The organism is Polaromonas sp. P3_B4 (assembly GCF_056402835.1).
This window is the reverse complement of the sequence record NZ_JBFUGQ010000003.1, coordinates 213570-234814: the sequence shown is the minus strand read 5'-3', so window position 1 is coordinate 234814 and position 21245 is coordinate 213570. Positions and strand designations below refer to the sequence as shown.

Sequence of the window (21245 nt, the reverse complement as noted above, 5' to 3'; positions counted from 1 at the left end):
TCAAAATAATAGCTAATGAGAAATGTGAACTGGCCACAAAAAAGCCCGCACGCAGCCGTTGGGGCTGCCGTGCGGGCCTGACACCGCTTCAGTTCAGCGTGTCGCAGTTATGGCTCAACCTTTTTGTGGGGCCGGGCCGTGGCCGCGAGGACCGCCATGGCGCATGCCATGCTTTTTGTGCTCGGCATCAAAGGTTTTTTGCTGCTCGGGTGTGAGCCCCGCGTAGAAGGTCTTGGTGGCTTCACCGCGCTTGTCCATCGCCGCGTTCATTTCGGCCATGCGCTGGGTGCGCATTTCCTTCATCTTGTCGATGCGCTGGGGCGTGGTCAGCTTGTCGAACTCGGCGCGTTGCTCCGGCGTGGGACGTGCTCCGTGTGCGGGCGGCTGCATGGAGGCGGTGTAGCTGGTCCATGCGCCTTCCTGGGCAGGCGTGAGCTTGAGCTTGGCCTTCAGTTCGGCCTGGTGCTTGGCGATCATGGCCTGCATCTTGGCGGGGTCGTGGCGGCCCATGCGGCCTTCGTGGGGGCCGGCAGGCTTGCCTGCGGCGGGCGGCGATCCGGCGGGTGGTGCAGGAGGCGTTTGTGCCATGGCACCGGCGCCAACGGTTGCCAGCAGGCCGGCCAGTACGAGGCTGTTGAGGGAAGCAGGGCGGTTGAATGCGAATTTCATGGGGAACTTCCTTTCAGGAGAAGATGCCTGAGTTCCATTGAGTCGTGACATACGGCTTTTGGCTTCAGGTTGAAAGCAAGTGTGCGGGCCGTCTGTTTCCCTGGCGTTGCCGGGCGATGACGGTATGTAAAGTTTGGTGAAAGCCTGGTGGTGGCCACGGGGCAAGGACGTAAATATTGCCGGAGGCCGTTTTGCGGACGGCCGTGCCTCACGGCCGGGGCTTGCGGGTATGCTGTGTGCCTCAACGTCTTACCCGTCCGCCGACCAAATGAGTTTTTTGTCTGAACTGAAGAAGCACGCCACGGAACTGCAAAGCCGGCAACTCGGTGTGCAGCAAGACCTGAGCACCAACACGCAAAACTGTGAATTCGCATGCAAGATGGCGCGCAAATACCTGCAGGAACTGTGCGCGCAGCTCAATGTGATCAGACCGCCGGCGCCCGGCGACTACAGCCTGAATGGGAAACAGCCGTTCCCGCCGCTTGCGCTGGCAAACCTTCGGTGCGACGCCCGTACCAAGATGCTGAGAAACGCAGAAGCGATTGACTACATCGGGATGGGATGGGATCTGCTTCCGGCCAAGGGAAGTGTGGCCGTCCATAGCGTGACAGTGAACTTCCCGCCGGATCTTGAACGGGTGACGAGCCGCCTGTCTGTCGGCAAGGTACCGCATGAGCGCAAGGAGCAGCGTCATCCGGAAACCAACAAACTGTTGGCCTATGTGTTCGAGTATGAAACGCAGACACGGGGTTTTATCACGGTCACGCCGGACCACGACCGCGGCGAAATTGCCTTCCGGATCAGCAATGTGGGCGGCTTTGGTGTGGAAAACACGACCTACCCCGCGGCACAGGTTACGCCGGGCCTGATGGACGAATTGGCCAAAAAACTGGTTGGGCAGGCGAGCCGCTTTGGGTAACTGGCCCCTGGTTTTTGTCTCCCTCGCCGGTTAAGGTGCTATTGACCACGGTCAATTGCCATTACCGGCCGGCCTGCCTACAATGGCTTCAGCTTGTCGGGGTGCCAAGGATGTTTCCGTGAGGAGGCTTTCGAGGCTGAGATCGCAGTTTGCGAGACCCGCTGAACCTGATCGGGATTATCCCCGCGTAGGGAACAACGCAATTGGCTCCGGAACTCCGCAGCGGCATCCCACATGCCACCGATGGACCCCCGGCTCCCCAGCAGGCACCCCACCTTCTGGAGAACCACATGGCCAAAACCCGACTCACCGTTGACACCCAAGACCTCACCAGTCGCATCACGCGCGCGCCTTTTCCGGGCTCGGCAAAAATCTACATTGAAGGCTCGCGTCCCGACATCCGCGTTCCGTTCCGTGAAGTCACGCTGACCGACACGCTGGTGCACGAAGGCGCCGGCGAGCCGCGCCGCGAGGCCAACCCGCCGCTGCGTTTGTATGACGCTTCGGGTGTCTACACCGACCCGGCCTCGCCCATCGACATTACGCGCGGCCTGCCGCCGCTGCGCGGCGCCTGGATCAACGAGCGCCAGGACACCGAAGCCCTGCCCGGCATCAGCAGCGCCTACGGCCGTGAGCGCCTGAACGATCCGGCCCTGGCCGCGCTACGCATGGCGCATGCGCCCGTGCCGCGACGCGCCAAGGCCGGCGCCAATGTGTCGCAGATGCATTACGCGCGCAAAGGCATCATCACCCCCGAGATGGAATACATCGCGGTGCGCGAAAACCTGGTGCGCGCGCAGCTGGCTGAGCGCCTGGCCACTGAACGCATGCCGAAAAAAGGGCACTCCTTCAACGCCGCGATTCCGGAGCAGATCACGGCCGAGTTTGTGCGCGACGAAGTGGCGCGCGGCCGCGCCGTCATTCCGAACAACGTCAACCACCCTGAGAGCGAGCCGATGATCATCGGCCGCAACTTCCTGATCAAGGTGAATGCCAACATCGGCAACTCGGCGGTCACCTCGAGCATCGAAGAAGAAGTCGACAAGCTGGTCTGGTCGATCCGATGGGGCGCAGACACCGTGATGGATCTCTCGACGGGCGAGAACATCCATGAAACACGCGAATGGATTTTGCGCAACTCGCCGGTACCCATCGGCACGGTGCCGATTTACCAGGCGCTGGAAAAAGTCAACGGCAAGGCCGAAGACCTGACCTGGGAAATCTTCCGCGACACGCTGATCGAGCAGGCCGAGCAGGGCGTGGACTACTTCACCATCCACGCCGGTGTGCGCCTGGCCTATGTGCCGCTCACGGCGAATCGCCTGACGGGCATCGTCTCGCGCGGCGGCTCCATCATGGCCAAGTGGTGCCTGTCGCACCACAAGGAAAGCTTCTTGTACGAACGCTTTGACGAGATCTGCGAGATCATGAAGGCGTATGACGTGTGCTTCTCGCTGGGCGACGGCCTGCGCCCCGGCTCGATTGCCGATGCGAACGACGAAGCGCAGTTTGCCGAGCTGCACACGCTGGGCGAGCTCACACAGATCGCCTGGAAGCACGACGTGCAGGTGATGATCGAAGGCCCCGGCCACGTGCCGCTGCAGCTGGTGAAGGAAAACGTCGACAAGCAGCTCGAAGCCTGCTTTGAAGCGCCTTTCTATACGCTGGGCCCGCTGATCACCGACATTTCGCCGGGCTATGACCACATCTCTTCGGCCATGGGCGCGGCCAACATCGGCTGGTACGGCACGGCCATGCTCTGCTACGTGACGCCGAAAGAGCATTTGGGCCTGCCCAACCGCGACGATGTGAAGCAGGGCCTGATCGCCTACAAGATCGCCGCGCATGCGGGCGACCTGGCCAAGGGCTACCCTGGCGCGCAGATGTGGGACAACGCGGTGTCGAAAGCGCGCTTTGAGTTCCGCTGGGAAGACCAGTTCCGCCTGGCGATCGACCCTGACACGGCGATGGCGTATCACGACGAAACGCTGCCCAAAGAGAACGCCAAGGTGGCGCATTTCTGCTCGATGTGCGGGCCGAAGTTCTGTTCGATGAAAATCTCGCAGGAGGTGCGCGAGTTTGCGCGGCTCAACCCGGCCACCACCACGCTGGCGTCGGCCACCACGACAATTCCCATCAAGCAGATCGCCACCGGCTTTGAGGAAAAGGCCAAGGAGTTCCGCGAAGGCGGGAGCGAGATTTATTCCTGAGTTGTTTCGGAGCCGTCCCTGACATGAGCACTTTGCACATCGGCATCGCGGGCGCAGGCCTGGCCGGACGCACGCTGGCCTGGCGCCTGCTGCGCGCCGGCTGCCGCGTCAGCCTGTTCGATGCGCGGGCGCGTGACGATCTGGCCACGGCCTCGATGACGGCGGCGGCGATGCTCTCGCCGCTGGCGGAGCTGGCGGTGGCTGACGAGGCCGTGTTTGCCCTGGGCCAGCGCTCGATGCAGCTATGGCCGCAATGGATTGCCGAGCTGGAGGTTGCAGGCTTGCCGGTGTATTTCCGGCGCGAAGGTACGCTGGTGGTGGCCCATGCACCCGACCAGAGTTCGCTGGAACATTTCACCCGCCTGCTGATGCACAAGCTGCCTGATGCGTCACGTGCGCAGGTGCAGGCGCTTGATGCCGCTGCGCTGGGCCGGGCCGAGCCCGCGCTTGCCGGGCGCTTTGGCGGCGGCCTGTTGCTGGAGGGCGAAGGCCAGCTGGCCAATGACCAGTGGATGGCCGCGCTGGCGGTGGAGATCGACAGGCTGGGCGGCACCTGGCTCGAAGGCCAGGCAGTCAACGCTGTGGAAGAGGGCCGCATTGTCTGCGCCGGACAAACCCATGGCGTGGATGTTGCGGTGGACGCACGCGGTGTGGGTGCGAAGGAAGGCTGGCCGCAGCTGCGCGGCGTGCGCGGCGAGGTGCTGACGGTGGAATGCGCCGGCGTGACGTTGCAGCGCCCGGTGCGCCTGATGCATCCGCGCTACCAGCTGTATGTGGCGCCGCGGCCCGGCCACCGTTTTGTGGTGGGCGCGACCGAGCTGGAATCGGAAGACAGCGGGCCGGTGACCTTGCGCTCCACACTCGAGCTCGCCAGCGCGCTGCACAGCCTGCACCCGGCTTTTGGCGAGGCCAGGGTGCTGCGCCTGGCGGCTGCACTGCGGCCTGCGCTGGACGACCACCGGCCGGCGATTGCGCTGCGCAACGGTGTCTGGCACATCAATGGCCTGTACCGTCATGGGTATCTGTGCGCGCCCGCGCTGGTGGATGGGCTTGTCCATAAACTCCTGAGTACGGAGAATGAATGACATGACGACGACAACATTGGAAATATCGTTGAACGGTGAACGCATGGAAACCGATGCGCCGACACTGCAGGCATTGCTGCAGGCGCGGGGCTACGACTTCAAGAGCGCCTTTGCCTGCGCCATCAACAATGGGTTTGTGCCGCGGCCGCAGTGGCCGGAGCGCGCGCTACAGGATGGTGATCGCATCGATGTGGTGACCCCGATTACAGGGGGATAGACATGACACACCCCTGTCGGATGCTCACTGCGTGTAGCACCTTCCCCCCTTGCAGGGGGCGACGCTGGCGGCCTGGCGGAGCCAGTTCCGCGGCGTCTGCTGGCATCGCGATACTTTTGCGGAACGCTTGATATGACAACACCTGCATTACCTTCTATCGCCCACGGCCAGCCCCTGAAGGTCGGTGGCAAGACTTTGTCCAGCCGCTTCTTCCTTGGCACCTCGCATTACCCCTCGCCGCAAGTCATGAGCGATGCGGTGCGTGCCAGCGGGTGCGAAGTGCTGACGGTGGGCCTGCGCCGCCTGCAGCCGGAAAGTGGCGGCGGCAACAGTTTCTGGCAACGTATCCAGGCGCTGGGCTGCCACATCCTGCCCAACACGGCGGGCTGCCACAGCGCGGAAGAGGCGATCACGCTGGCGCAGATGGCGCGCGAGATTTTCGGCACGACCTGGATCAAGCTGGAGGTGATCGGCGACGACTACACCTTGCAGCCCGACACACACGCCACCCTGCACGCCGCAACGGTGCTGGCCAAAGACGGGTTTGCCGTGTTTGCCTACACGACGGATGACCTGGTGATAGCCCAGCGCCTGCGTGATGCGGGCTGCGCGGCCGTGATGCCCTGGGCAGCGCCCATTGGCACGGGCCGCGGGCCGCTGAACCCTTATGCGCTGGAAACCATGCGCCGCCGCCTGCCCGATGCGGTGCTGGTGGTTGATGCCGGCATCGGCCGGCCTTCGCATGCGGCGGCGGTGATGGAGCTGGGCTTTGATGCGGTGCTGCTGAACACCGCGGTGGCGCAGGCCGGCGACCCGGTGCGCATGGCGCGCGCTTTTGCCGACGGCGTGGCCGCCGGCCGCGCCGCTTATGAGTCGACACCCATGCCGGAGCGGGCTGCCGCGCAGGCTTCCACGCCGACCGTTGGCGTACCCTTCTGGCACGCACCCTGACTGGACTTCCGATGAAAACCCCCGCCTTTGCCCCATTGACCGGCCCAATTGGTTTTTACCCCGTGGTGCCCGACGCAGCCTGGGTCAAACGCCTGCTGGGCTGGGGCGTGCGCACGATCCAGCTGCGCATCAAGGCGGCGGACCACACGTCTGCGGAGATTTCCGCCGAAGTACAGGCGGCGATTGAAGCAGGGCGCGGCATCAAGGGCGCGCAGGTTTTTATCAACGACCACTGGAAGCTGGCGCTGGATTTCGGCGCGTATGGGGTGCACCTGGGCCAGGAAGACCTGGACACGGCCAACCTGGATGCGCTGCGCAAGGGCGGTGTGCGGCTGGGCCTGAGCACCCACACGCCGGCTGAACTTGCGCGCGCGCATGCGGTGCAGCCGTCTTACCTGGCCATTGGCCCTGTTTACCCGACGACGCTCAAGGTCATGCCTTATGAGCCGGTGGGGCTGGAGCAGCTGCGCGACTGGGCCTTGCGGGCGTCGCCCTACCCGGTGGTGGCGATAGGCGGCATCTCGCTGGACCGCATCGCCGGCGTGATGGCGTGTGGCGTGGGCGGCGTGGCTGTGGTGAGCGCCGTGACGCTGGCAGTCGACCCGCAGGAAGCCGCGCTGCACGGCCTGCGCCTGGCGGCACCGAACCGGGCCTAGATCGGGTTCATGGATGAAAAGGCCCGCTCAGGCAATCTGAACGGGCGCAAGCAGCTATTAATTTGATAGCGTCGGGTAGTCTGTGTAGCCCTTTTCGCGGCCGCCGTAGAAGGTGGCCTTGTCCGGCGTGTTGAGCGGCGCGCCAGCGCGCAGCCGCTCCACCAGGTCCGGGTTGGCGATATAGGGCTTGCCGAAGGCGACCAGGTCGGCGCCGTTGGCGACCGCTTTTTCAGCCAGCACCTGGTCGTAGCCGTTGTTGACCATCCATGCGCCCTTGCCGCCGGCCTGACGGTAGGCGGCCTTGAGTGCCTTGTAGTCGAACGGACGGTCGTCGATTTCGCGCGGGCCGCCGGTGGCGCCTTCGATGATGTGGATGTAGGCGAGATTGAGTGTGGCAAGCTGCTTGACCACGTAGTCAAACAAGGGCTGTGGGTCGGTGTCGTGCACATCGTTGGCGGGCGTGACGGGTGACAGGCGAATGCCGGTGCGGCCGCCGCCCACGGCATCCGTCACGGCCCGGGTGATTTCCAGCAGCAGGCGGGCGCGGTTTTCGATGCTGCCGCCGTAGTCGTCGGTGCGCTTGTTGCTGCCGTCTTTGAGGAACTGGTCGAGCAGGTAGCCGTTGGCGCCGTGGATTTCGACGCCGTCAAAACCGGCCGTCTCGACGGCGTTACGCGCCGCTGCCGCAAAGGTGTGCACGATGCCAGGGATTTCAGCTGCCGTGAGCGCGCGCGGTTCAGAGGTTTCAACAAAGGTCGGCACGCCGTCCTCGATCAGCACGGTCTTGGTCTTGGCGGTGATGGCCGAAGGCGCGACCGGCTTGCCACCGTCAGGTTGGAGTTTGGTGTGTGAAACCCGGCCGACATGCCAGAGTTGCACGACGATCTTGCCGCCCTTGGCATGTACAGCACGGGTCACTTCCTTCCAGGCGTCGAGCTGCTCGCTGCCGTACAACCCTGGGACGTCGGCATAGCCCTGGCCCTGATGGCTGACGGCGGTGGCCTCGGTGATCAGCAGCCCGGCGCTGGCACGCTGGCCGTAATAAATCTGCGCGATGTCGGTCGGGATGGCGTTGGGTGAGCGGTTGCGCGTGAGCGGCGCCATCACGATGCGGTTGGCAAGGGCCAGGTCACCGGCTTTGTTGGAGTCGAATAGGGTGGGCATGGTTGGTCCTGAAGGTCAAAAGCTGCGGAAATGAAAACAGGGCCAGTTTGGCCCTGTTTGGATTGGCCCGCCCAACACGGGTTGCTCGTTTCATGCTATTGACCGACCCATAAGGACACGCCATGGCGTGTCCTTGGTCTTTGTGCATTCGAGTTTGTCTTCGGCTGCTTGGCTGTTCGGTATTCCTTCCCCACCCCCTTCTGTATGCGCCGAGGAGCGGAGGGCCAGACGGATCAGGGCAAAAACTTGTTTGAGCCGCAGGCGAGTTGTTTTTGACCCCGGCTGGACCGAGCACCGCAGGTTGCCCGTAGCGAAGCGCAGGGACGCAGACAGCAGGGTCGCCTTTTCTTTTGCTTACTTTGCTTTTGGCGAAGCAAAAGAAAAGTGAGTTGCCGCCGGGCAACCCCCGGCCCCGGACCGCAAATCAACATCAGCGTCCGGCATGCCACTTAACTTATTTAAGCAGACCCTCGTGCTTCATGGCCGCCTGCACAGCTGGCCGAGCCGCAACACGCTCCCGAAACGCAGCAATGTTCGCAAACCCCGAAATATCCACCCCGACCCGCGGCGCCCAGTTGGTCACGGTAAAGAGGTAAGGGTCGGCCACGCTGAAGGCATCGCCCATCAGGTACTGCTTGCCGGCGAGCTGGCTGTCCACCCACTTGAGGCGCGACAGCAGCTTGTCGATGACGATGGTCTTGTAGTCGGCCGGTGTGGCGGCATTGAACAGCGGGCTGAAGCCCTTGTGCAGTTCGGTGCCGACAAAAGTCAGCCAGGACTGCAGCTTGTAGCGCTCCAGCGTGCCGTTGGCGGGTGCGAGTTTCTTCTCCGGCACCTGGTCGGCGATGTACTGCACGATGGCCGGGCCTTCGGCGATGCGTGTGCCGTCGTCCAGCTCCAGCAGCGGGACATAACCCAGCGGGTTGATGGTGTAGTAGTCGGTGCCGTCTTCCAGCTGGTGGGTTTTGGTGGGCGCCAGCACATGCTCGAACTTCAGGCCCGACTCGTGCAGCGTGATGTGGGGTGACAGGGAGCAGGCGCCGGGGGAGTAGTAAAGTTTCATGGTGTCTTGTCCTTTGTGGGGTAGCGGAGTGCGGTGGGAGTGTGGCGGGAATGTCGCACAGCCCCTCATGCTAGCCGGAACAGCGGATTATTGCTGGCCGGGCGCGCCACAATAGCCGCATGGCAAAACTTTTCAAATGGCTGGTGTTCCTGGCCCTCGGCTTGATGGTGCTTCTGGCCGTGGTGGCCTACACCTTGCACCGCTGGGTCAGCACGGACGACTTCCGCCAGCGCGTTGAGCGGGAGGCGTCGGCCGCGCTGGGCGTTCCCCTGACCCTGGACCGGGTGGCGGTGGACATCTGGCCTTTGCCCGCTGTGGCGCTGAGCGGTATTTCCGTGCAAAGCAAGCCGCCGCTGACGCTGGAGCGCGTGGAAGTGCGGCCCGAATGGCGCCCGCTGTTGCAGGGGCGCCTGGAAGTGGCCACCCTGCGGGTGCGCCGGGCGGTGTTGCCGCAGCAGGGCATTGACGCGCTGCTCCTGCTGCTGCAAAAGAAGAAGCAGGCGGTGCCTGTCAAACCGGGCGCACCGGCGTCTGCAGCCAACACGGGCCCGGAAATGAACCGGCTTGACTGGTTGCCGCGCCGCACGGTGCTGGACGAGGTTACCTGGGTGAACACCACCGGCGCACGCACCACGGTCAAGGGCGAGGCCAGCCTGGGCGCCGATGGCCTGCCGGAGAACGCTTCGATCAAATTGACAGAAGGCAACCTCCAGGGTCTGGAGGCAACGCTGCAACGCGTGGAAGCGCAAGCCGGCGAGGCCGGCGGTGCCGCACAGTGGGACTTGCTTGTGAAGGTGGGCGGCGGCAAGCTGGAAGGCCGCCTGGGCCTGCAGCGCGGTTTTGTGGCGGCCGCAGCAGCAACGGCCGCCGCCAAGCCGGGCGCCAAGGCGCCGCCGGTGGCGCGTTCGGCGGAAGAACTGGTGCTGCAGGGCCAGCTGAAAACCAGCGGTGTCGAGGTGTCCGCACTGACGGCGCCCGCCAAGGCCCTGACCGGCCAGCTTGACGCCACGACCACGCTCAATGCGCGCGCCGCCACCACGGCTGCGCTGGTGGATGCGCTGCAGAGCCACACCACCTTCACGGTGCGCGATGCAGTGGTGAACGGGCTGGACCTGGCCAAGGCGGTCAAGACGGTGGGGCTGAGCCGTGGTGGCCAGACCCGGCTGGATACCTTGGCCGGGCAGGTCAGCACCCTGGGGCGGTCGGCGCAATTGACCAACCTGGTGGCGAGCTCCGGGGCATTGAGCGCCACCGGCAATGTGGCGGTCTCATCCGCGAAAGCCCTGAGCGGGCAGGTCAGTGTGACCCTGGCCGGCGACAGCAAGATCGGCAGTGCCATTGGTGGCGCCGTGGGGGTGCCGCTGGTGGTGGGCGGCACGCTGGACAACCCGGAAGTCACGCTGTCACGCGCGGCGCTGCTGGGGGCCGCCATCGGCACCGTGCTGCTGCCTGGCGTGGGCACCGGGGCCGGCGCTGGTGTGGGCGAAAAGGTCGGTAAAAGCCTGCGGGGCATCTTTGGCAAGTAGGCCCGGCACTCTCCGGTTGGGCGCGTCAACAGGCGCTTGACTGCTCCTAAAGGCATAGCGATCCTGAAATTGTGCTGAGCCGCTGCGTCCTTGTCCTACAGGGCCATGCGGGCGCTGCTGATTCGGAAAATCGTCGCCTGCTTTTAGCATGGGCTTATGGGTCATGGGCTGCGTTGACTCACCTTGACTTCACACTTTGATGCCCATGACGTGCGTAACGCCGTAACGCCTCATCCTGCGCATTCGCGCAAGAGGCCACTTTCTGGAGGCCATCATGCTCAAGTACGCGATTATTTTTGCGCTGATTTCATTGGTTGCCGCTGCCCTCGGTTTCGGTGGTGTGGCAGCGGGCGCAGCAGGCATTGCCAAAATCCTGTTCGGCCTGTTCCTGATCCTCGCGGTTATCTTCATCGTGCTGGCTGCGCTGGGTGTAGGCGCTGCAAAGAAAGCGCTGAAGTAGATGGCTGCGAGCACCGACATGCCGGCCAGCACCATGGCCGCGCGGTTCCGGCAGCGGCTGTTCCACCCGTGGCGACAGCCGGGCAATGAGGCTGCGCGCTTGCCTGCGTCGCCTGCCGGTGTGGCGCCCAAACGGCCGCTGGGTTTCCAGGCCAGCATTGCCGAGTTTTTACTGATCAACCGCTTGCGTGCGCGCCGGCCGGCTGCACCGTCTGCCGATGTGCTGGAGCGCGCGGCCCGCATTGTGTTTGTGACCTGCAAAAACTGGTTTGCACCGGCCGAGAACCGGGAAGTCAGCCACCGCACACGTCTCTGACTGCGCGGCCGCCTGACGCACATTCCTGCAAACCGTGCCGCTACTGCACGTCACGCATCCACAAGGTTTCTTTTCACCGGTTCAGGCTTATGCACACCACCCTTATTGACCTGCTGCTGGAATACGAGGTCACTCATCCTGCCCATTTCCTGTTTCACATCGAGGCGGCTTTTCACGAAGGCCATCATGTTGTGGAAGAGCGGCTGACCATCACGCCCAGCATGAAGGTGCGGAACTTTTCGGATGAGCGCAGCGGCAACCGCTTTATCCGCCTGGACGCTCCCAAGGGCGTGCTTTCGGTGAACTACCATGCGCGCGTGGAGCTGCACCCGGCCCCGGTGCCCCTGCACCTGGACGAAACCCCCGTGACGGCGGTGCCGGATGAAGTGCTGCGCTACCTGATGCCCAGCCGCTATTGCGAATCCGACGTCATGAGCCGGGCCGCGCAGCAGCTGTTTGGCCACTTGCCGCCGGGTATTGGCAGGGTGCGTGCCATCGAGGCCTGGATTCACGACTCGATTGGCTACCTGCCGGGTTTCAGCAATTCCACGACGACCGCGCAGGAGGTGTTTGTGCAGCGCGCCGGTGTCTGCCGCGACTTTGCACACCTGGGCATCACGCTGTGCCGGGCCTTGAACATTCCCGCGCGGCTGGTGGTGGGGTATGTGCATTTTGACGAGCCGCCGGAAGATTTCCATGCCGTGTTTGAAGCCTGGCTGGAGGGGCGATGGGTGATCTTCGACCCGACACGCATGGCGCCTATCGACCGCCTGGTGCGCGTGGGCACAGGCCGCGACGCCAAGGACGTGGCTTTTGCCACCATTTTTGGCGGTGTGCAGATGCTGCGCAAGGAACTCTCGATCACCGAGGGAGACATCCTGCCCGGCGTTTCGACCGGCGTGCATTCCCCCGCGCTGACCGTGGTCACGGTCTAGCCAGCGGGCGCCGCTATGGCTGGCGCGTTGCGGCGCTTCAGCACCAGCAGCCCGAACAGCGTGGCCGTGATGTACATGCTGAAGGAGTAAATCGCCGCCGGCAGGGCCAGCTGGAAGTTGTTCAGCACGGCCAGCGCGATGAAAATGGCCAGCGTTGCGTTGTGAATGCCGATCTCATAGCTGATGGCGGTTGAGATGGGCTTGTCCAGCCCCGTGGCCCGCGAGACGTAGTAACCGGCCAGCAGGCTCACGAGGTTGAAAGCCAATACCGCCGGGCCGACGGCCGCAAAGGTGCTGGCAAGCGCCTGCCACTCCTTGACGACTGCGCCTACGGCCACCACGGCCAGCACGATGATGCTGAAGACCTTGGTCGGGTTTTCGCTACGCGCGGCCCAGGCGGGTTTGCGCGTGCGCAGCCACATGCCGATGGCCACCGGCACCAGCACGATGACGATCACCTCCACCACCTTGCCAAACTGCAGCGGCACCACCTGGCCTGTTTTGGCGAAGGTGTTGATGGCCCAGTTGGCAATGATCGGCATGGTGACGATGGACAGCAGCGTGTTGATGGCGGTCAGCGAGATGTTCATGGCCACGTTGCCGCCGAAGAGGTGGCTGAACAGGTTGGCCGAGATACCACCGGGCGAAGCGGCCAGCAGCATCAGCCCCACCGCAAAGAGCGGCGGCACATTCAGCAGGACGATGATCGCGTAGCAGGCAACGGGCAGCACGATGACCTGCAGCACCAGTGCCACCGCCACGGCCTTGGGGTATTTGAGCAGGCGGGTGAAGTCCTCGACCTTCAGGGTCATGCCCAGGCCGAGCATGACCAGCGCGAGTGCCGCGATCAGCAGCTGCGCGACGACAGGTGAGCCGCCGCTCATGACTTGTAGCTTTCGTCGAGCTTGTCGAGCTTGCGAATCAGCGAGGGCCAGACAAAAGCACCACCCAGGCCGCCGGTCTGCACGCGCATGGCCTCGGCCACACCCTTGACGATGAGCGGGTTGACTTCGGTGAGTTCGCCGCCGGCCTGGGCGTCGAGCTGGATGCGGCAGGTGTTCTCGAAGGTGTACATGCTCAGGAAAGCGTCGGCAATCGTTTTGCCCACTACCAGCAGGCCGTGGTTGCGCAGCATCAGGAAGTTGGCTTGCCCCAGGTCGGCCTGTAGGCGCGGCTTTTCATCGTCGCGGAAGGCCACGCCTTCGTACGCGTGGTACGCGAGGGACGCCAGCACGAAGGTGGACTGCTGGCTGATGGGCAGCACGCCGCACTTTTGCGCGCTCACGGCCACGCCGGCACGCGTGTGGGTGTGCAGCACGCAGCCGGCGTCGGCGCGCGCGTCGTGGACCGCACTGTGGATCACAAAACCGGCCGGGTTTACCGGGAAGGGCGTATCAATGATCTTGTTGCACTGGCCGTCGACCTTGACCAGGCTGGAGGCCGTGATCTCGTCGAACATCAGGCCGTAGGGGTTGATCAGGAAATGGTGATTGCCGGCGCCGGAAATGGTCTCAGGCAGCTTGGCGCTGATGTGGGTGAAGACGAGGTCGCTCCAGCCGTAGAGCGCGACGAGGCGATAACAGGCGGCGAGGTCGCAGCGCAGTTGCCATTCTTCGGCGCTGACGACTTCCTTGAGGGAGGGGATGTGCATGAGGGTTGTCTCCGTGGTGTGTATGAATAAAGGTGCTCTGCGGCATGAACTGCCCACGATACGTGGGTGCTTGACGGGGAACTGTCAAAAATTTGACAATTGACCGCATGCCTGTCGTTCCGAAGACACCTTCGCCCCTTTCACCGCTCTCACCGCCATCCTTGCTTGCCCGCATGTCGGCCAACCCGTGGTTCGGTGCGCTGCCGGCGGCGGACCGTCAGGCGCTGCTGGCGTCGTCCGAGGTGCTGCGCCTGCGGCCCGGCGAAATGCTGTTTCGCCAGGGGGATGCACCCGGCGGCTTTTATGGCCTGCTCGGCGGCCTGCTGAAGATCTCCTCGCTGCGGGAGGATGGGCGCGAGGCGATTCTGGTGGTGCTGGAGGCGGGCAACTGGATCGGCGAGATCTCGCTGATGGACGGCGAGCCGCGCACGCACGATGCCACGGCCTTGTCGGCGGTGGAGGTGCTGGTGGTGCCGCAGGCCGCTTTTACCCTGCTGATGCAGGGTGCGCCGTTTGCGCGGGCCATTGCTGGCTTGCTGGCCGCGCGCGTGCGCTCGCTCTACGGCATGGTGGAAGACGCCGCGCTGCGTTCGACGCGCGCCCGGGTGGCGCGCCGCCTGCTGTTGCTGGCGCGCGGCGATGCCACGATGGCATTGAAGGCGCGGCCGGTGGTGCGGGTTTCGCAGGAGGCGCTGGCCATGATGCTGGGCATCTCGCGGCAGACGCTGTCGGTGGAACTCAAGGTGATGGTGCAGCGTGGCGCCATCGCGCTCGGTTACCGCTGCATTGAAATTGTTTCGCCTGCGCGGCTGGAGGCGTTGGGCAACGTATCGCGCTAGGGCGGGTTCAATGCCGGCCGGGCCGCGTGTCGTTTTCCAGCCGGGTCAGCCAGACCATCGCGCTTCCCGCGTCGGCGCCACACATCTCGGCAGACGCCATGAGCTGCCCGCACACCGCAGGCCGTTCGGGCTGGCCGAAAATCAGGCAGCGGTTGGCATCGTCCAGCTGCGCGCAGCGCACGCCGGCCGGCTTGCCGTGCGGCATGCCGGGTATGGCGGAGCTGATGGAGGGCGCGATGCAGCAGGCGCCGCAGCCGGGACGGCAGTTCATGGCTGGTGGTTTGCTATGAAAAATATAGCTGCTCGCGCAGATTTCTATTGGGCTGGAGCCGTATTTGATGCTCAAAAAAGGCCTGTGGGGCCGTTTGTGGGGCAAAAATCAGTCGGGTTTGATTTTTGCCCGTGCCGCCACTTCCTTCCAGCGCACCTGCTCGGTCTTGATGAAAGCGCCGTACTGCGCCGGGGTGTCGCCGATCGGCTGGGCGGTGTCGCCGCGCAGGCGTTCGGTGGCCTGCGGATTGCGCATGGCCTTGTTGCAGGCTTCGGCGATGCGGTCGATGTTGGCCTGCGGCATGTTGGCCGGCGCATTGAGGCCATACCACTGCGTCATTTCAAAACCGGGGTAGCCGCTTTCCGCCACGGTAGGCACGTCGGGCAGCTGGGGCAGGCGCTCCTTGGTGCCGGTGGCAATGCAGCGCAGCTTGCCTGACTTGATGTGCGCCAATATGGCTGGCGCACCTACGCTCGCCGCTTCGAGCCGCCCGGCCAGCAGGTCGGTCAGCTGCGGGCCGGTGCCGCGGTAGGGCACGTGCAGCACAAAAATGCCGGTGGCCATCTTCAAATATTCAAACGCCAGATGGCCGGCACTGCCGTTGCCGGCCGAGCCGTAGTTGAGCTGGCCGGGCTTGGCCTTGGCCAGCGCGATGAATTCTTTCAGGTTGTTCGCAGGCACGCTGGAATTGACGACATACAGGCTGGGCACCTTGGCCAGCAGCGAGATGGGCTTGAAGTCCTTGTTGGTGTCGAAGGGCAGCTTGTCGAAGATGAAGGGGTTGACCGCCATGGTCCCGATGTGGCCCAGGATGATGGTGTGGCCGTCGGTGGAGGCTGCGCACTCCTGCATGGCGATGTTGCCGCTGGCGCCGGGCTTGTTTTCCACAAACACGGTTTGGCCCAGGCTCTTGGTGAGTTCGTTGGCCGCTGAGCGCGCAACGATTTCCGAGCTGCCGCCGGGCGCGAAGGGTACGAGCAGGCGTATGGGTTTGCTGGGCCAGGTGCTTTGCGCGTGCGCGCTGCCGAGAAGAAGGCCGGGGAAGGCCGAGACAGCGGCTGCGGCGCTGCCGGCCTTGAGGCCAAACTGCAATGCGCCGCGGCGCGTGTTGAGGTGTTTCATCTGATGTGTCTCCATGTTGTGGTCGCCGCCGTTTTCATCGCCGGCGTGTCGGTCCAATATAGGACCGAACATGAGGTGCGGCGCTACGTGATTCCGCTAATGAGGCTAACCCCCATGCGCTAGATGAAGGATGCGTCGAAACGTTCGCGCGCGGCCTTCAGGTTCTGGTGGTTGCGCTCGGCCCAGTTGTCCAGCGGGATCAATGTTTCGCTGAGCGACTGGCCCAGCGCGCTGAGCTGGTATTCCACATGGGGCGGCACGGTCTGGCGGTCAAAGCGCAGCACCAGGCCATTGCGCACCAGCTCCTTGAGTGTCTGCGTCAGCATCTTTTGCGAGATGCCTTCGATGCGGCGCATCAGTTCGTTGTTGCGCACCGGGCCGTCAGCCAGCGCCGGGATCACCAGCAAAGCCCACTTGCTGGCCACCAGCTCCAGCGCTTGCCGCGACGGGCAGGCCTGGCTAAACACATTTGAAGCGTCGGTGGGTGGGTCGCCGGGAATTGTCATGGTTACCAGAAGGTGCGTACTTGCCTATGGGTAATCGTAAACCTAAGCTGGTGGCTCTTCAACCGATTAACCCTGTTCCTGAAAGAAGTCCCCTGATGGCCTGGCTCTATTTACTCGCTGCAAGCATTGTCGAAATCGCAATGGCTTTGTTCCTGAAATCTTCCGAAGGCTGGACGCGCCTGTGGCCCAGCGTGCTGGGGGTGGCCGCGGCCGGCGCCAGCATTTTCTTTTTGACGCATGCCGTCAAGACCTTGCCGGTGGGTACGGCCTACGCGATCTGGACGGGCATCGGCTCGGTCGGCGTGACGCTGATTGGCATTCTCTGGATGGGCGAAAGCGCCTCGGCACTGCGCCTGACCTGCGTGGCGTTGGTCGTGGCCGGCATGGTGGGCCTGCGCTTGCTGGATGGCACTGTTTGATCAACCCATCGCACGGAGAAACGCATGACCCATCTGGTTTATATCGAAGCCTCGCCGATGCAGGCGGCATCCACTTCAACTTCCGTCGCCACCGCCTGGCTGGACGTCTATCGCCAGGCGCATCCAGACGTCACCGTGGACACGATCAACGTGTGGGACATCGACCTGCCGCCTTTTGACGCCGACATGATCGCAGCCAAGTTTGCCGTGTTGCGCGCGCAGAATGCGACAGCGCCGCAGCAGGCGCTGTGGGCGCGGGCAGTGGAGGTGTCGCAGCGCTTCAATGCGGCGGACCGGTATCTCTTCAGCCTGCCGATGTGGAATTTCGGCATTCCCTATCGGCTCAAGCATTTCATCGATGTAGTGACCTTGCCGGGGCAGAACTGGAGCTGGTCAAGAGAGGCCGGTTATAAGGCGCTGCTGCCAGGCAAGAGTGCGACGCTGGTGTATTCAAGCGCAGGCGCGTATCTGCTGCGGCCCGAGGAAGATGAATCCGATTTCCAGAAACCATACATGCGGCGCTGGCTGCGTTTCCTGGACATTGCGGTGACGGCGGAAATCAGCGCCGCACCGACGCTGGTGCCGCCCGAAGAACTGGCGGCGACCAGGGCCGGTGCGATGGAACGCGCCCGCACCTTGGCCTCAACCCGTTAAGTTATGTCGCCAGCCGGGCGCTGGCAAACAGCACCTGGTCGATCACCGCCTGCACATTTTTGAGGTGCGCATCATCGAGCAGCTTGCCGTCCGCGTCAAAAGCGGTGCCGGCGCGGCCCAGGGCAAAAGCCTTGGGCGCGACCCAGCACTGCGCGTTGAGCAGCAACGGCACCAGATGGCTTTGCGAACGCAGGCCGCCCAGCGCACCGGGCGAGGCGCTGAGAACGCCCACGACTTTGCCAGTGAAAGACTTGAAGCCTTCGTGCCAGGCCGGGTCGCTCTTGACGGGGCTGGAGACCCAGTCGATGGTGTTCTTGAGCAGCGCGGTGTAGCTGCCGTTGTACTCGGGCGAGCAGATGATCCACGCCGGGTGTTCAAACATGAGCTGCTTGAGTTTCATCACGTCGGGCGGCGTGCCCTGCGCCTCCAGGTCGGCGTTGTACATGGGGATGTCGAAGTCGGCCAGCTCGATGTGGGTGACTTCGGCGCCGCTGGCGCGCGCCAGTGTGGCGGTCACCTGGGCGAGTTTGCGGTTGAAGGAGTTTTGGCGGATGCTGCCAGCAAAGACGAGTAGTTTCATGCCCGCTATTGTGGCCGTTAGGGTGCAGGCTTTGGGCCCTCTGCCGCACACAATCGTCTTTTAGAAGTCTTTTGGGTCTGCAGCCCAAGCAGGGAAAGCGCGGGCAGCTATTAATTTGATAGCTAAACCCTGAGGCCAAGCAAGGCCATGCCCTCCGGCGGGCCGCACAAATCAGGCCTCGCCTGATAAAATCACGCCTTCGTCCTGTGGGGACCGATGGGCCAGGGCACCGCATGGCGTGCCGTGCGGCTGCGGCAGGCCTGGCCACCATCGACACCGGACCGCTCCATGGCATGCAGGCGCCCCAGCCTGAAAGCCGCTTTACCCGAAGGAGGCGTGATGCACTCGCCTTATGTTTACCCGCAAGAATTTGACGTGATCGTGGTCGGTGGCGGCCATGCCGGCACCGAGGCCGCGCTGGCTTCCGCACGCATGGGCTGCAAGACTTTGCTGCTGACCCACAACATCGAGACCCTGGGCCAGATGAGCTGCAACCCGTCCATCGGCGGGATCGGCAAGGGCCACCTGGTCAAGGAGGTGGACGCCATGGGCGGCGCGATGGCACTGGCCACCGACGAAGGCGGCATCCAGTTCCGCATCCTGAACAGCTCCAAGGGCCCGGCCGTGCGGGCCACCCGCGCGCAAGCCGACCGCATTCTGTACAAGGCGGCGATTCGCCGCAAGCTTGAGAACCAGCCCAACCTGTGGCTCTTCCAGCAGGCGGTCGACGACCTGATGGTCGAGGGCGACCGGGTTGTCGGGGCGGTGACGCAGGTCGGCATTCGCTTTCGTTCGCGCACCGTGGTGCTGACGGCCGGCACTTTCCTGGACGGCAAGATCCATGTTGGGCTCAATAACTATTCGGCGGGCAGGGCGGGCGACCCGCCGGCGGTATCGCTTTCGGCCCGGCTCAAGGAACTCAAGCTGCCGCAAGGCCGGCTCAAAACCGGCACACCCCCGCGCATCGACGGCCGTACCATCGACTTCAGCAAATGCACCGAACAACCCGGTGACGGCATGCCGGGCGGCACTGAAGGGCCGGTGCCGGTGTTCAGCTTTATGGGTGGCGGCATTGCCCATCCGCGGCAAATGCCGTGCTGGATCACCCATACCAACGAGCGCACGCACGAGATCATCCGCTCCGGTTTTGACCGCAGCCCCATGTTCACCGGCAAGATCGACGGCGTCGGCCCGCGCTATTGCCCGAGTGTGGAAGACAAGATCAACCGCTTCGCCGACAAGGACAGCCACCAGATTTTCCTGGAGCCGGAAGGCCTGACCACGCACGAGATCTACCCCAACGGTATTTCGACCAGCCTGCCTTTTGACATCCAGTACGACCTGGTCCGTTCCATGGCGGGGATGGAAAACGCCCATATCCTGCGACCCGGCTACGCCATCGAGTACGACTACTTTGACCCGCGGGCGCTGAAATCCAGCTTTGAAACGCGCGCCATTGGCGGGCTGTTTTTTGCCGGCCAGATCAATGGCACCACCGGTTATGAAGAGGCGGCGGCCCAGGGCATGTTCGCCGGTATCAACGCCGCACTGCAATGCCAGGAGAAAGAAGCCTGGTTGCCGCGGCGTGACGAAGCCTACCTGGGCGTACTGGTCGACGACCTGATCACCAAGGGTGTGACCGAGCCTTACCGCATGTTCACCAGCCGGGCCGAGTTCCGCCTGATGCTGCGCGAGGACAACGCCGACATGCGGCTGACCGAAAAGGGCCGGGAACTGGGTCTGGTAGACGACGTCCGCTGGGATGCTTTCAACCGCAAGCGCGACACTGTTTCACGTGAAACAGCCCGGCTTCGGGCAATCTGGGTCAACCCCAACAACCTGCCGGTGGCCGAAGCTGAGCGGGTTCTGGGCAAGTCCATCGAGCGGGAGTACAACCTGCTCGACTTGCTGCGCCGCCCGGATGTGAACTACGCCGGACTGATGTCACTGGAGGAGGGCAAGTACGCCAACCCCGAACTGGCCGCCGAAGCAGCGGCCAGCGACGACATGGCCAAAAGCGTGATCGAGCAGATCGAGATCACGGCCAAGTACGCCGGCTATATCGACCTGCAAAAGACCGAGGTCGAGCGGGCCGCGCACTACGAAAACCTGAAACTCCCGACGGATCTGGATTACCTGCAGGTGCCCGCCCTGAGCTTTGAGGCGCGCCAGACCCTGGCCAAACACCGGCCCGAAACCCTGGGTTTGGCCTCCCGGATTTCCGGCATCACGCCCGCCACCATTTCCCTGCTACTGGTGCACCTGAAGAAAAACCTCTGGAAAAACACGACGCCGCTCCAGGCGGCCGGGGCTTCCACCGAAAAAGCCCAAGCCTGATGCGGGGCGGTGAACAGGATTTGCGCGCCGGCCTCAAGGCGCTGCAGCTGGACTTGAGCGATGCACAAGTCGGCCAGTTGCTGGATTACCAGGACCTGATCGGCAAATGGACCAAGGTGTACAACCTGACCGCCGTGCGCGACCCGGCTGAAATGCTGACCCACCATTTGCTGGACAGCCTGGCGGCGGTGCTTCCGCTGCGCCGGCAACTGAAAAAAGCCGGGCTGGAGCAGGGTGCTCGCTTGCTGGATGTGGGTTCCGGCGCCGGCCTTCCGGGTGTCGTTATTGCGATTTGCTGCTCCAATGTAGCGGTGACTTGCGTGGATACGGTGGCCAAAAAAGCCGCGTTTATCAAGCAAGCGGCGCTGGCTTTGAAGCTACCCAACCTCTCCGGCCTGCACGCCCGGGTCGAAACCATCACCGCCCCTTTTGACGTGATTTGCTCCCGGGCCTTTGCGTCCTTGGTCGATTTCACCAACTGGTCGACCGACGCGCTGGCACCGCAAGGTGTGTGGATGGCCATGAAGGGCAAACACCCGGCCGACGAAATTGCCGCCCTGCCAGCCGGCGCTGAAGTGTTTCACGTGGAACAACTGCAAGTTCCGGGGCTGGACGCCGAGCGCTGCATTGTCTGGATGCAGGCGAAAGCCGCCGCCAGCCCGGCCTGAAAACCGGGGCCGAGCGCCTCAGCCCGTT

Annotated in this window: 24 protein-coding genes and 1 riboswitch; of the genes, 15 read left to right on the top strand and 9 right to left on the bottom strand. The window is 63.8% G+C overall.

The features are described 5' to 3' along the window. Positions 1-114: 114 nt before the first annotated feature. Positions 115-669: a Spy/CpxP family protein refolding chaperone gene (locus AC1DVV_RS20750; RefSeq protein ID WP_457281869.1), complete on the bottom strand. Its 555-nt coding sequence runs from the start codon at positions 667-669 to the stop codon at positions 115-117. 268 nt (positions 670-937) lie between these two features. On the opposite strand from AC1DVV_RS20750, the gene AC1DVV_RS20745 reads away from it, so the two are divergent. The 6 genes from AC1DVV_RS20745 to thiE all read left to right on the top strand — a co-directional run bounded on the left by AC1DVV_RS20745 (position 938) and on the right by thiE (position 6707). Further along, the gene (locus tag AC1DVV_RS20745) at positions 938-1588 is read left to right on the top strand and encodes a hypothetical protein (protein WP_457306457.1); all 651 of its coding nucleotides are present in this window, start codon (positions 938-940) and stop codon (positions 1586-1588) included. An 87-nt stretch (positions 1589-1675) separates the two neighbouring features. Further along, a riboswitch (TPP riboswitch) is annotated at positions 1676-1799 on the top strand. Positions 1800-1878: 79 nt separating this feature from the next. Beyond that, positions 1879-3798, top strand: coding sequence for a phosphomethylpyrimidine synthase ThiC (thiC, locus tag AC1DVV_RS20740; RefSeq protein ID WP_477689707.1), 1920 nt, complete (start codon positions 1879-1881; stop codon positions 3796-3798). A 23-nt stretch (positions 3799-3821) separates the two neighbouring features. Beyond that, positions 3822-4883, top strand: coding sequence for a glycine oxidase ThiO (gene thiO, locus AC1DVV_RS20735; RefSeq protein WP_477689706.1), 1062 nt, complete (start codon positions 3822-3824; stop codon positions 4881-4883). Position 4884: 1 nt separating this feature from the next. After that, positions 4885-5100 (top strand): sulfur carrier protein ThiS, encoded by a 216-nt coding sequence (thiS, locus tag AC1DVV_RS20730; RefSeq protein ID WP_457281865.1) that lies wholly within the window; start codon positions 4885-4887, stop codon positions 5098-5100. A gap of 132 nt (positions 5101-5232) precedes the next feature. Next, positions 5233-6051, top strand: coding sequence for a thiazole synthase (locus AC1DVV_RS20725; RefSeq protein WP_457281864.1), 819 nt, complete (start codon positions 5233-5235; stop codon positions 6049-6051). Between the two features lie 11 nt (positions 6052-6062). After that, positions 6063-6707 (top strand): thiamine phosphate synthase, encoded by a 645-nt coding sequence (thiE, locus tag AC1DVV_RS20720; RefSeq protein WP_457281863.1) that lies wholly within the window; start codon positions 6063-6065, stop codon positions 6705-6707. A gap of 57 nt (positions 6708-6764) precedes the next feature. Here the strand turns inward: thiE and AC1DVV_RS20715 are convergent, their stop codons facing one another. Both AC1DVV_RS20715 and gstA read right to left on the bottom strand, forming a co-directional pair. Continuing rightward, the gene (locus AC1DVV_RS20715; RefSeq protein WP_477667024.1) at positions 6765-7871 is read right to left on the bottom strand and encodes an alkene reductase; all 1107 of its coding nucleotides are present in this window, start codon (positions 7869-7871) and stop codon (positions 6765-6767) included. Between the two features lie 454 nt (positions 7872-8325). Continuing rightward, on the bottom strand, positions 8326-8934 hold the full coding sequence (gene gstA, locus AC1DVV_RS20710; RefSeq protein ID WP_457281861.1) for a glutathione transferase GstA: 609 nt from the start codon (positions 8932-8934) through the stop codon (positions 8326-8328). A 119-nt stretch (positions 8935-9053) separates the two neighbouring features. On the opposite strand from gstA, the gene AC1DVV_RS20705 reads away from it, so the two are divergent. From AC1DVV_RS20705 to AC1DVV_RS20690, 4 genes are all read left to right on the top strand, one after another. Continuing rightward, positions 9054-10460, top strand: coding sequence for an AsmA family protein (locus AC1DVV_RS20705; protein ID WP_477667023.1), 1407 nt, complete (start codon positions 9054-9056; stop codon positions 10458-10460). Positions 10461-10734: 274 nt separating this feature from the next. Beyond that, on the top strand, positions 10735-10920 hold the full coding sequence (locus AC1DVV_RS20700) for a DUF1328 family protein (protein WP_457281859.1): 186 nt from the start codon (positions 10735-10737) through the stop codon (positions 10918-10920). Continuing rightward, positions 10921-11235, top strand: coding sequence for a hypothetical protein (locus AC1DVV_RS20695; protein WP_477667022.1), 315 nt, complete (start codon positions 10921-10923; stop codon positions 11233-11235). Between the two features lie 89 nt (positions 11236-11324). After that, positions 11325-12170: a transglutaminase-like domain-containing protein gene (locus AC1DVV_RS20690; protein ID WP_457281857.1), complete on the top strand. Its 846-nt coding sequence runs from the start codon at positions 11325-11327 to the stop codon at positions 12168-12170. Here AC1DVV_RS20690 and AC1DVV_RS20685 read toward each other — a convergent pair. Together AC1DVV_RS20685 and AC1DVV_RS20680 are read right to left on the bottom strand one after the other, a co-directional pair. Then, the gene (locus AC1DVV_RS20685) at positions 12167-13054 is read right to left on the bottom strand and encodes a bile acid:sodium symporter family protein (protein WP_477667021.1); all 888 of its coding nucleotides are present in this window, start codon (positions 13052-13054) and stop codon (positions 12167-12169) included. The genes AC1DVV_RS20690 and AC1DVV_RS20685 overlap by 4 nt on opposite strands. Further along, positions 13051-13821: a class II aldolase/adducin family protein gene (locus AC1DVV_RS20680; protein WP_477667020.1), complete on the bottom strand. Its 771-nt coding sequence runs from the start codon at positions 13819-13821 to the stop codon at positions 13051-13053. The genes AC1DVV_RS20685 and AC1DVV_RS20680 overlap by 4 nt, the downstream gene beginning before the upstream one ends. Positions 13822-13994: 173 nt before the next feature. Here AC1DVV_RS20680 and AC1DVV_RS20675 point away from each other — a divergent pair, with 173 nt between their 5' ends. Then, a complete protein-coding gene (locus AC1DVV_RS20675) occupies positions 13995-14660 on the top strand; it encodes a Crp/Fnr family transcriptional regulator (RefSeq protein WP_457282083.1) in 666 nt (221 codons plus the stop codon). A 7-nt stretch (positions 14661-14667) separates the two neighbouring features. On the opposite strand, the gene AC1DVV_RS20670 is transcribed toward AC1DVV_RS20675, so the two are convergent. From AC1DVV_RS20670 to AC1DVV_RS20660, 3 genes are all read right to left on the bottom strand, one after another. Continuing rightward, the gene (locus tag AC1DVV_RS20670) at positions 14668-14931 is read right to left on the bottom strand and encodes a YkgJ family cysteine cluster protein (protein WP_457281854.1); all 264 of its coding nucleotides are present in this window, start codon (positions 14929-14931) and stop codon (positions 14668-14670) included. A gap of 108 nt (positions 14932-15039) precedes the next feature. Further along, the gene (locus AC1DVV_RS20665; protein ID WP_457281853.1) at positions 15040-16053 is read right to left on the bottom strand and encodes a Bug family tripartite tricarboxylate transporter substrate binding protein; all 1014 of its coding nucleotides are present in this window, start codon (positions 16051-16053) and stop codon (positions 15040-15042) included. 119 nt (positions 16054-16172) lie between these two features. Then, positions 16173-16559: a winged helix-turn-helix transcriptional regulator gene (locus tag AC1DVV_RS20660; RefSeq protein ID WP_457281852.1), complete on the bottom strand. Its 387-nt coding sequence runs from the start codon at positions 16557-16559 to the stop codon at positions 16173-16175. Between the two features lie 95 nt (positions 16560-16654). Here AC1DVV_RS20660 and AC1DVV_RS20655 point away from each other — a divergent pair, with 95 nt between their 5' ends. Together AC1DVV_RS20655 and AC1DVV_RS20650 are read left to right on the top strand one after the other, a co-directional pair. Further along, positions 16655-16978 (top strand): DMT family transporter, encoded by a 324-nt coding sequence (locus tag AC1DVV_RS20655; RefSeq protein WP_457281851.1) that lies wholly within the window; start codon positions 16655-16657, stop codon positions 16976-16978. Positions 16979-17002: 24 nt separating this feature from the next. Next, positions 17003-17632, top strand: a complete 630-nt coding sequence (locus AC1DVV_RS20650; RefSeq protein ID WP_477667019.1) for an FMN-dependent NADH-azoreductase — start codon at positions 17003-17005, stop codon at positions 17630-17632. 1 nt (position 17633) lies between these two features. On the opposite strand, the gene AC1DVV_RS20645 is transcribed toward AC1DVV_RS20650, so the two are convergent. After that, positions 17634-18212 (bottom strand): NADPH-dependent FMN reductase, encoded by a 579-nt coding sequence (locus tag AC1DVV_RS20645; RefSeq protein ID WP_477689703.1) that lies wholly within the window; start codon positions 18210-18212, stop codon positions 17634-17636. Positions 18213-18551: 339 nt separating this feature from the next. Here AC1DVV_RS20645 and mnmG point away from each other — a divergent pair, with 339 nt between their 5' ends. Next, positions 18552-20549: a tRNA uridine-5-carboxymethylaminomethyl(34) synthesis enzyme MnmG gene (mnmG, locus tag AC1DVV_RS20640; RefSeq protein ID WP_457281848.1), complete on the top strand. Its 1998-nt coding sequence runs from the start codon at positions 18552-18554 to the stop codon at positions 20547-20549. Continuing rightward, the gene (rsmG, locus tag AC1DVV_RS20635; protein WP_457281847.1) at positions 20549-21217 is read left to right on the top strand and encodes a 16S rRNA (guanine(527)-N(7))-methyltransferase RsmG; all 669 of its coding nucleotides are present in this window, start codon (positions 20549-20551) and stop codon (positions 21215-21217) included. Before mnmG ends, rsmG begins: the two co-directional genes overlap by 1 nt. The last annotated feature ends 28 nt before the right edge of the window (positions 21218-21245 follow it).

Bases quoted from the DNA above. Each gene is read 5' to 3' on its own strand.
- AC1DVV_RS20670 (WP_457281854.1), bottom strand. From the start codon at position 14,931: ATGAACTGCCGTCCCGGCTGCGGCGCCTGCTGCATCGCGCCCTCCATC.
- AC1DVV_RS20695 (WP_477667022.1), top strand. From the start codon at position 10,921: ATGGCTGCGAGCACCGACATGCCGGCCAGCACCATGGCCGCGCGGTTC.
- thiE (WP_457281863.1), top strand. From the start codon at position 6,063: ATGAAAACCCCCGCCTTTGCCCCATTGACCGGCCCAATTGGTTTTTAC.
- AC1DVV_RS20725 (WP_457281864.1), top strand. From the start codon at position 5,233: ATGACAACACCTGCATTACCTTCTATCGCCCACGGCCAGCCCCTGAAG.
- AC1DVV_RS20680 (WP_477667020.1), bottom strand. From the start codon at position 13,821: ATGCACATCCCCTCCCTCAAGGAAGTCGTCAGCGCCGAAGAATGGCAA.
- AC1DVV_RS20705 (WP_477667023.1), top strand. From the start codon at position 9,054: ATGGCAAAACTTTTCAAATGGCTGGTGTTCCTGGCCCTCGGCTTGATG.
- AC1DVV_RS20750 (WP_457281869.1), bottom strand. From the start codon at position 669: ATGAAATTCGCATTCAACCGCCCTGCTTCCCTCAACAGCCTCGTACTG.
- AC1DVV_RS20660 (WP_457281852.1), bottom strand. From the start codon at position 16,559: ATGACAATTCCCGGCGACCCACCCACCGACGCTTCAAATGTGTTTAGC.
- AC1DVV_RS20745 (WP_457306457.1), top strand. From the start codon at position 938: ATGAGTTTTTTGTCTGAACTGAAGAAGCACGCCACGGAACTGCAAAGC.
- AC1DVV_RS20665 (WP_457281853.1), bottom strand. From the start codon at position 16,053: ATGAAACACCTCAACACGCGCCGCGGCGCATTGCAGTTTGGCCTCAAG.
- gstA (WP_457281861.1), bottom strand. From the start codon at position 8,934: ATGAAACTTTACTACTCCCCCGGCGCCTGCTCCCTGTCACCCCACATC.
- AC1DVV_RS20650 (WP_477667019.1), top strand. From the start codon at position 17,003: ATGACCCATCTGGTTTATATCGAAGCCTCGCCGATGCAGGCGGCATCC.
- AC1DVV_RS20690 (WP_457281857.1), top strand. From the start codon at position 11,325: ATGCACACCACCCTTATTGACCTGCTGCTGGAATACGAGGTCACTCAT.
- AC1DVV_RS20715 (WP_477667024.1), bottom strand. From the start codon at position 7,871: ATGCCCACCCTATTCGACTCCAACAAAGCCGGTGACCTGGCCCTTGCC.
- AC1DVV_RS20645 (WP_477689703.1), bottom strand. From the start codon at position 18,212: ATGAAACTACTCGTCTTTGCTGGCAGCATCCGCCAAAACTCCTTCAAC.
- rsmG (WP_457281847.1), top strand. From the start codon at position 20,549: ATGCGGGGCGGTGAACAGGATTTGCGCGCCGGCCTCAAGGCGCTGCAG.
- thiS (WP_457281865.1), top strand. From the start codon at position 4,885: ATGACGACGACAACATTGGAAATATCGTTGAACGGTGAACGCATGGAA.
- mnmG (WP_457281848.1), top strand. From the start codon at position 18,552: ATGCACTCGCCTTATGTTTACCCGCAAGAATTTGACGTGATCGTGGTC.
- AC1DVV_RS20675 (WP_457282083.1), top strand. From the start codon at position 13,995: ATGTCGGCCAACCCGTGGTTCGGTGCGCTGCCGGCGGCGGACCGTCAG.
- AC1DVV_RS20685 (WP_477667021.1), bottom strand. From the start codon at position 13,054: ATGAGCGGCGGCTCACCTGTCGTCGCGCAGCTGCTGATCGCGGCACTC.
- AC1DVV_RS20700 (WP_457281859.1), top strand. From the start codon at position 10,735: ATGCTCAAGTACGCGATTATTTTTGCGCTGATTTCATTGGTTGCCGCT.
- AC1DVV_RS20655 (WP_457281851.1), top strand. From the start codon at position 16,655: ATGGCCTGGCTCTATTTACTCGCTGCAAGCATTGTCGAAATCGCAATG.
- thiO (WP_477689706.1), top strand. From the start codon at position 3,822: ATGAGCACTTTGCACATCGGCATCGCGGGCGCAGGCCTGGCCGGACGC.
- thiC (WP_477689707.1), top strand. From the start codon at position 1,879: ATGGCCAAAACCCGACTCACCGTTGACACCCAAGACCTCACCAGTCGC.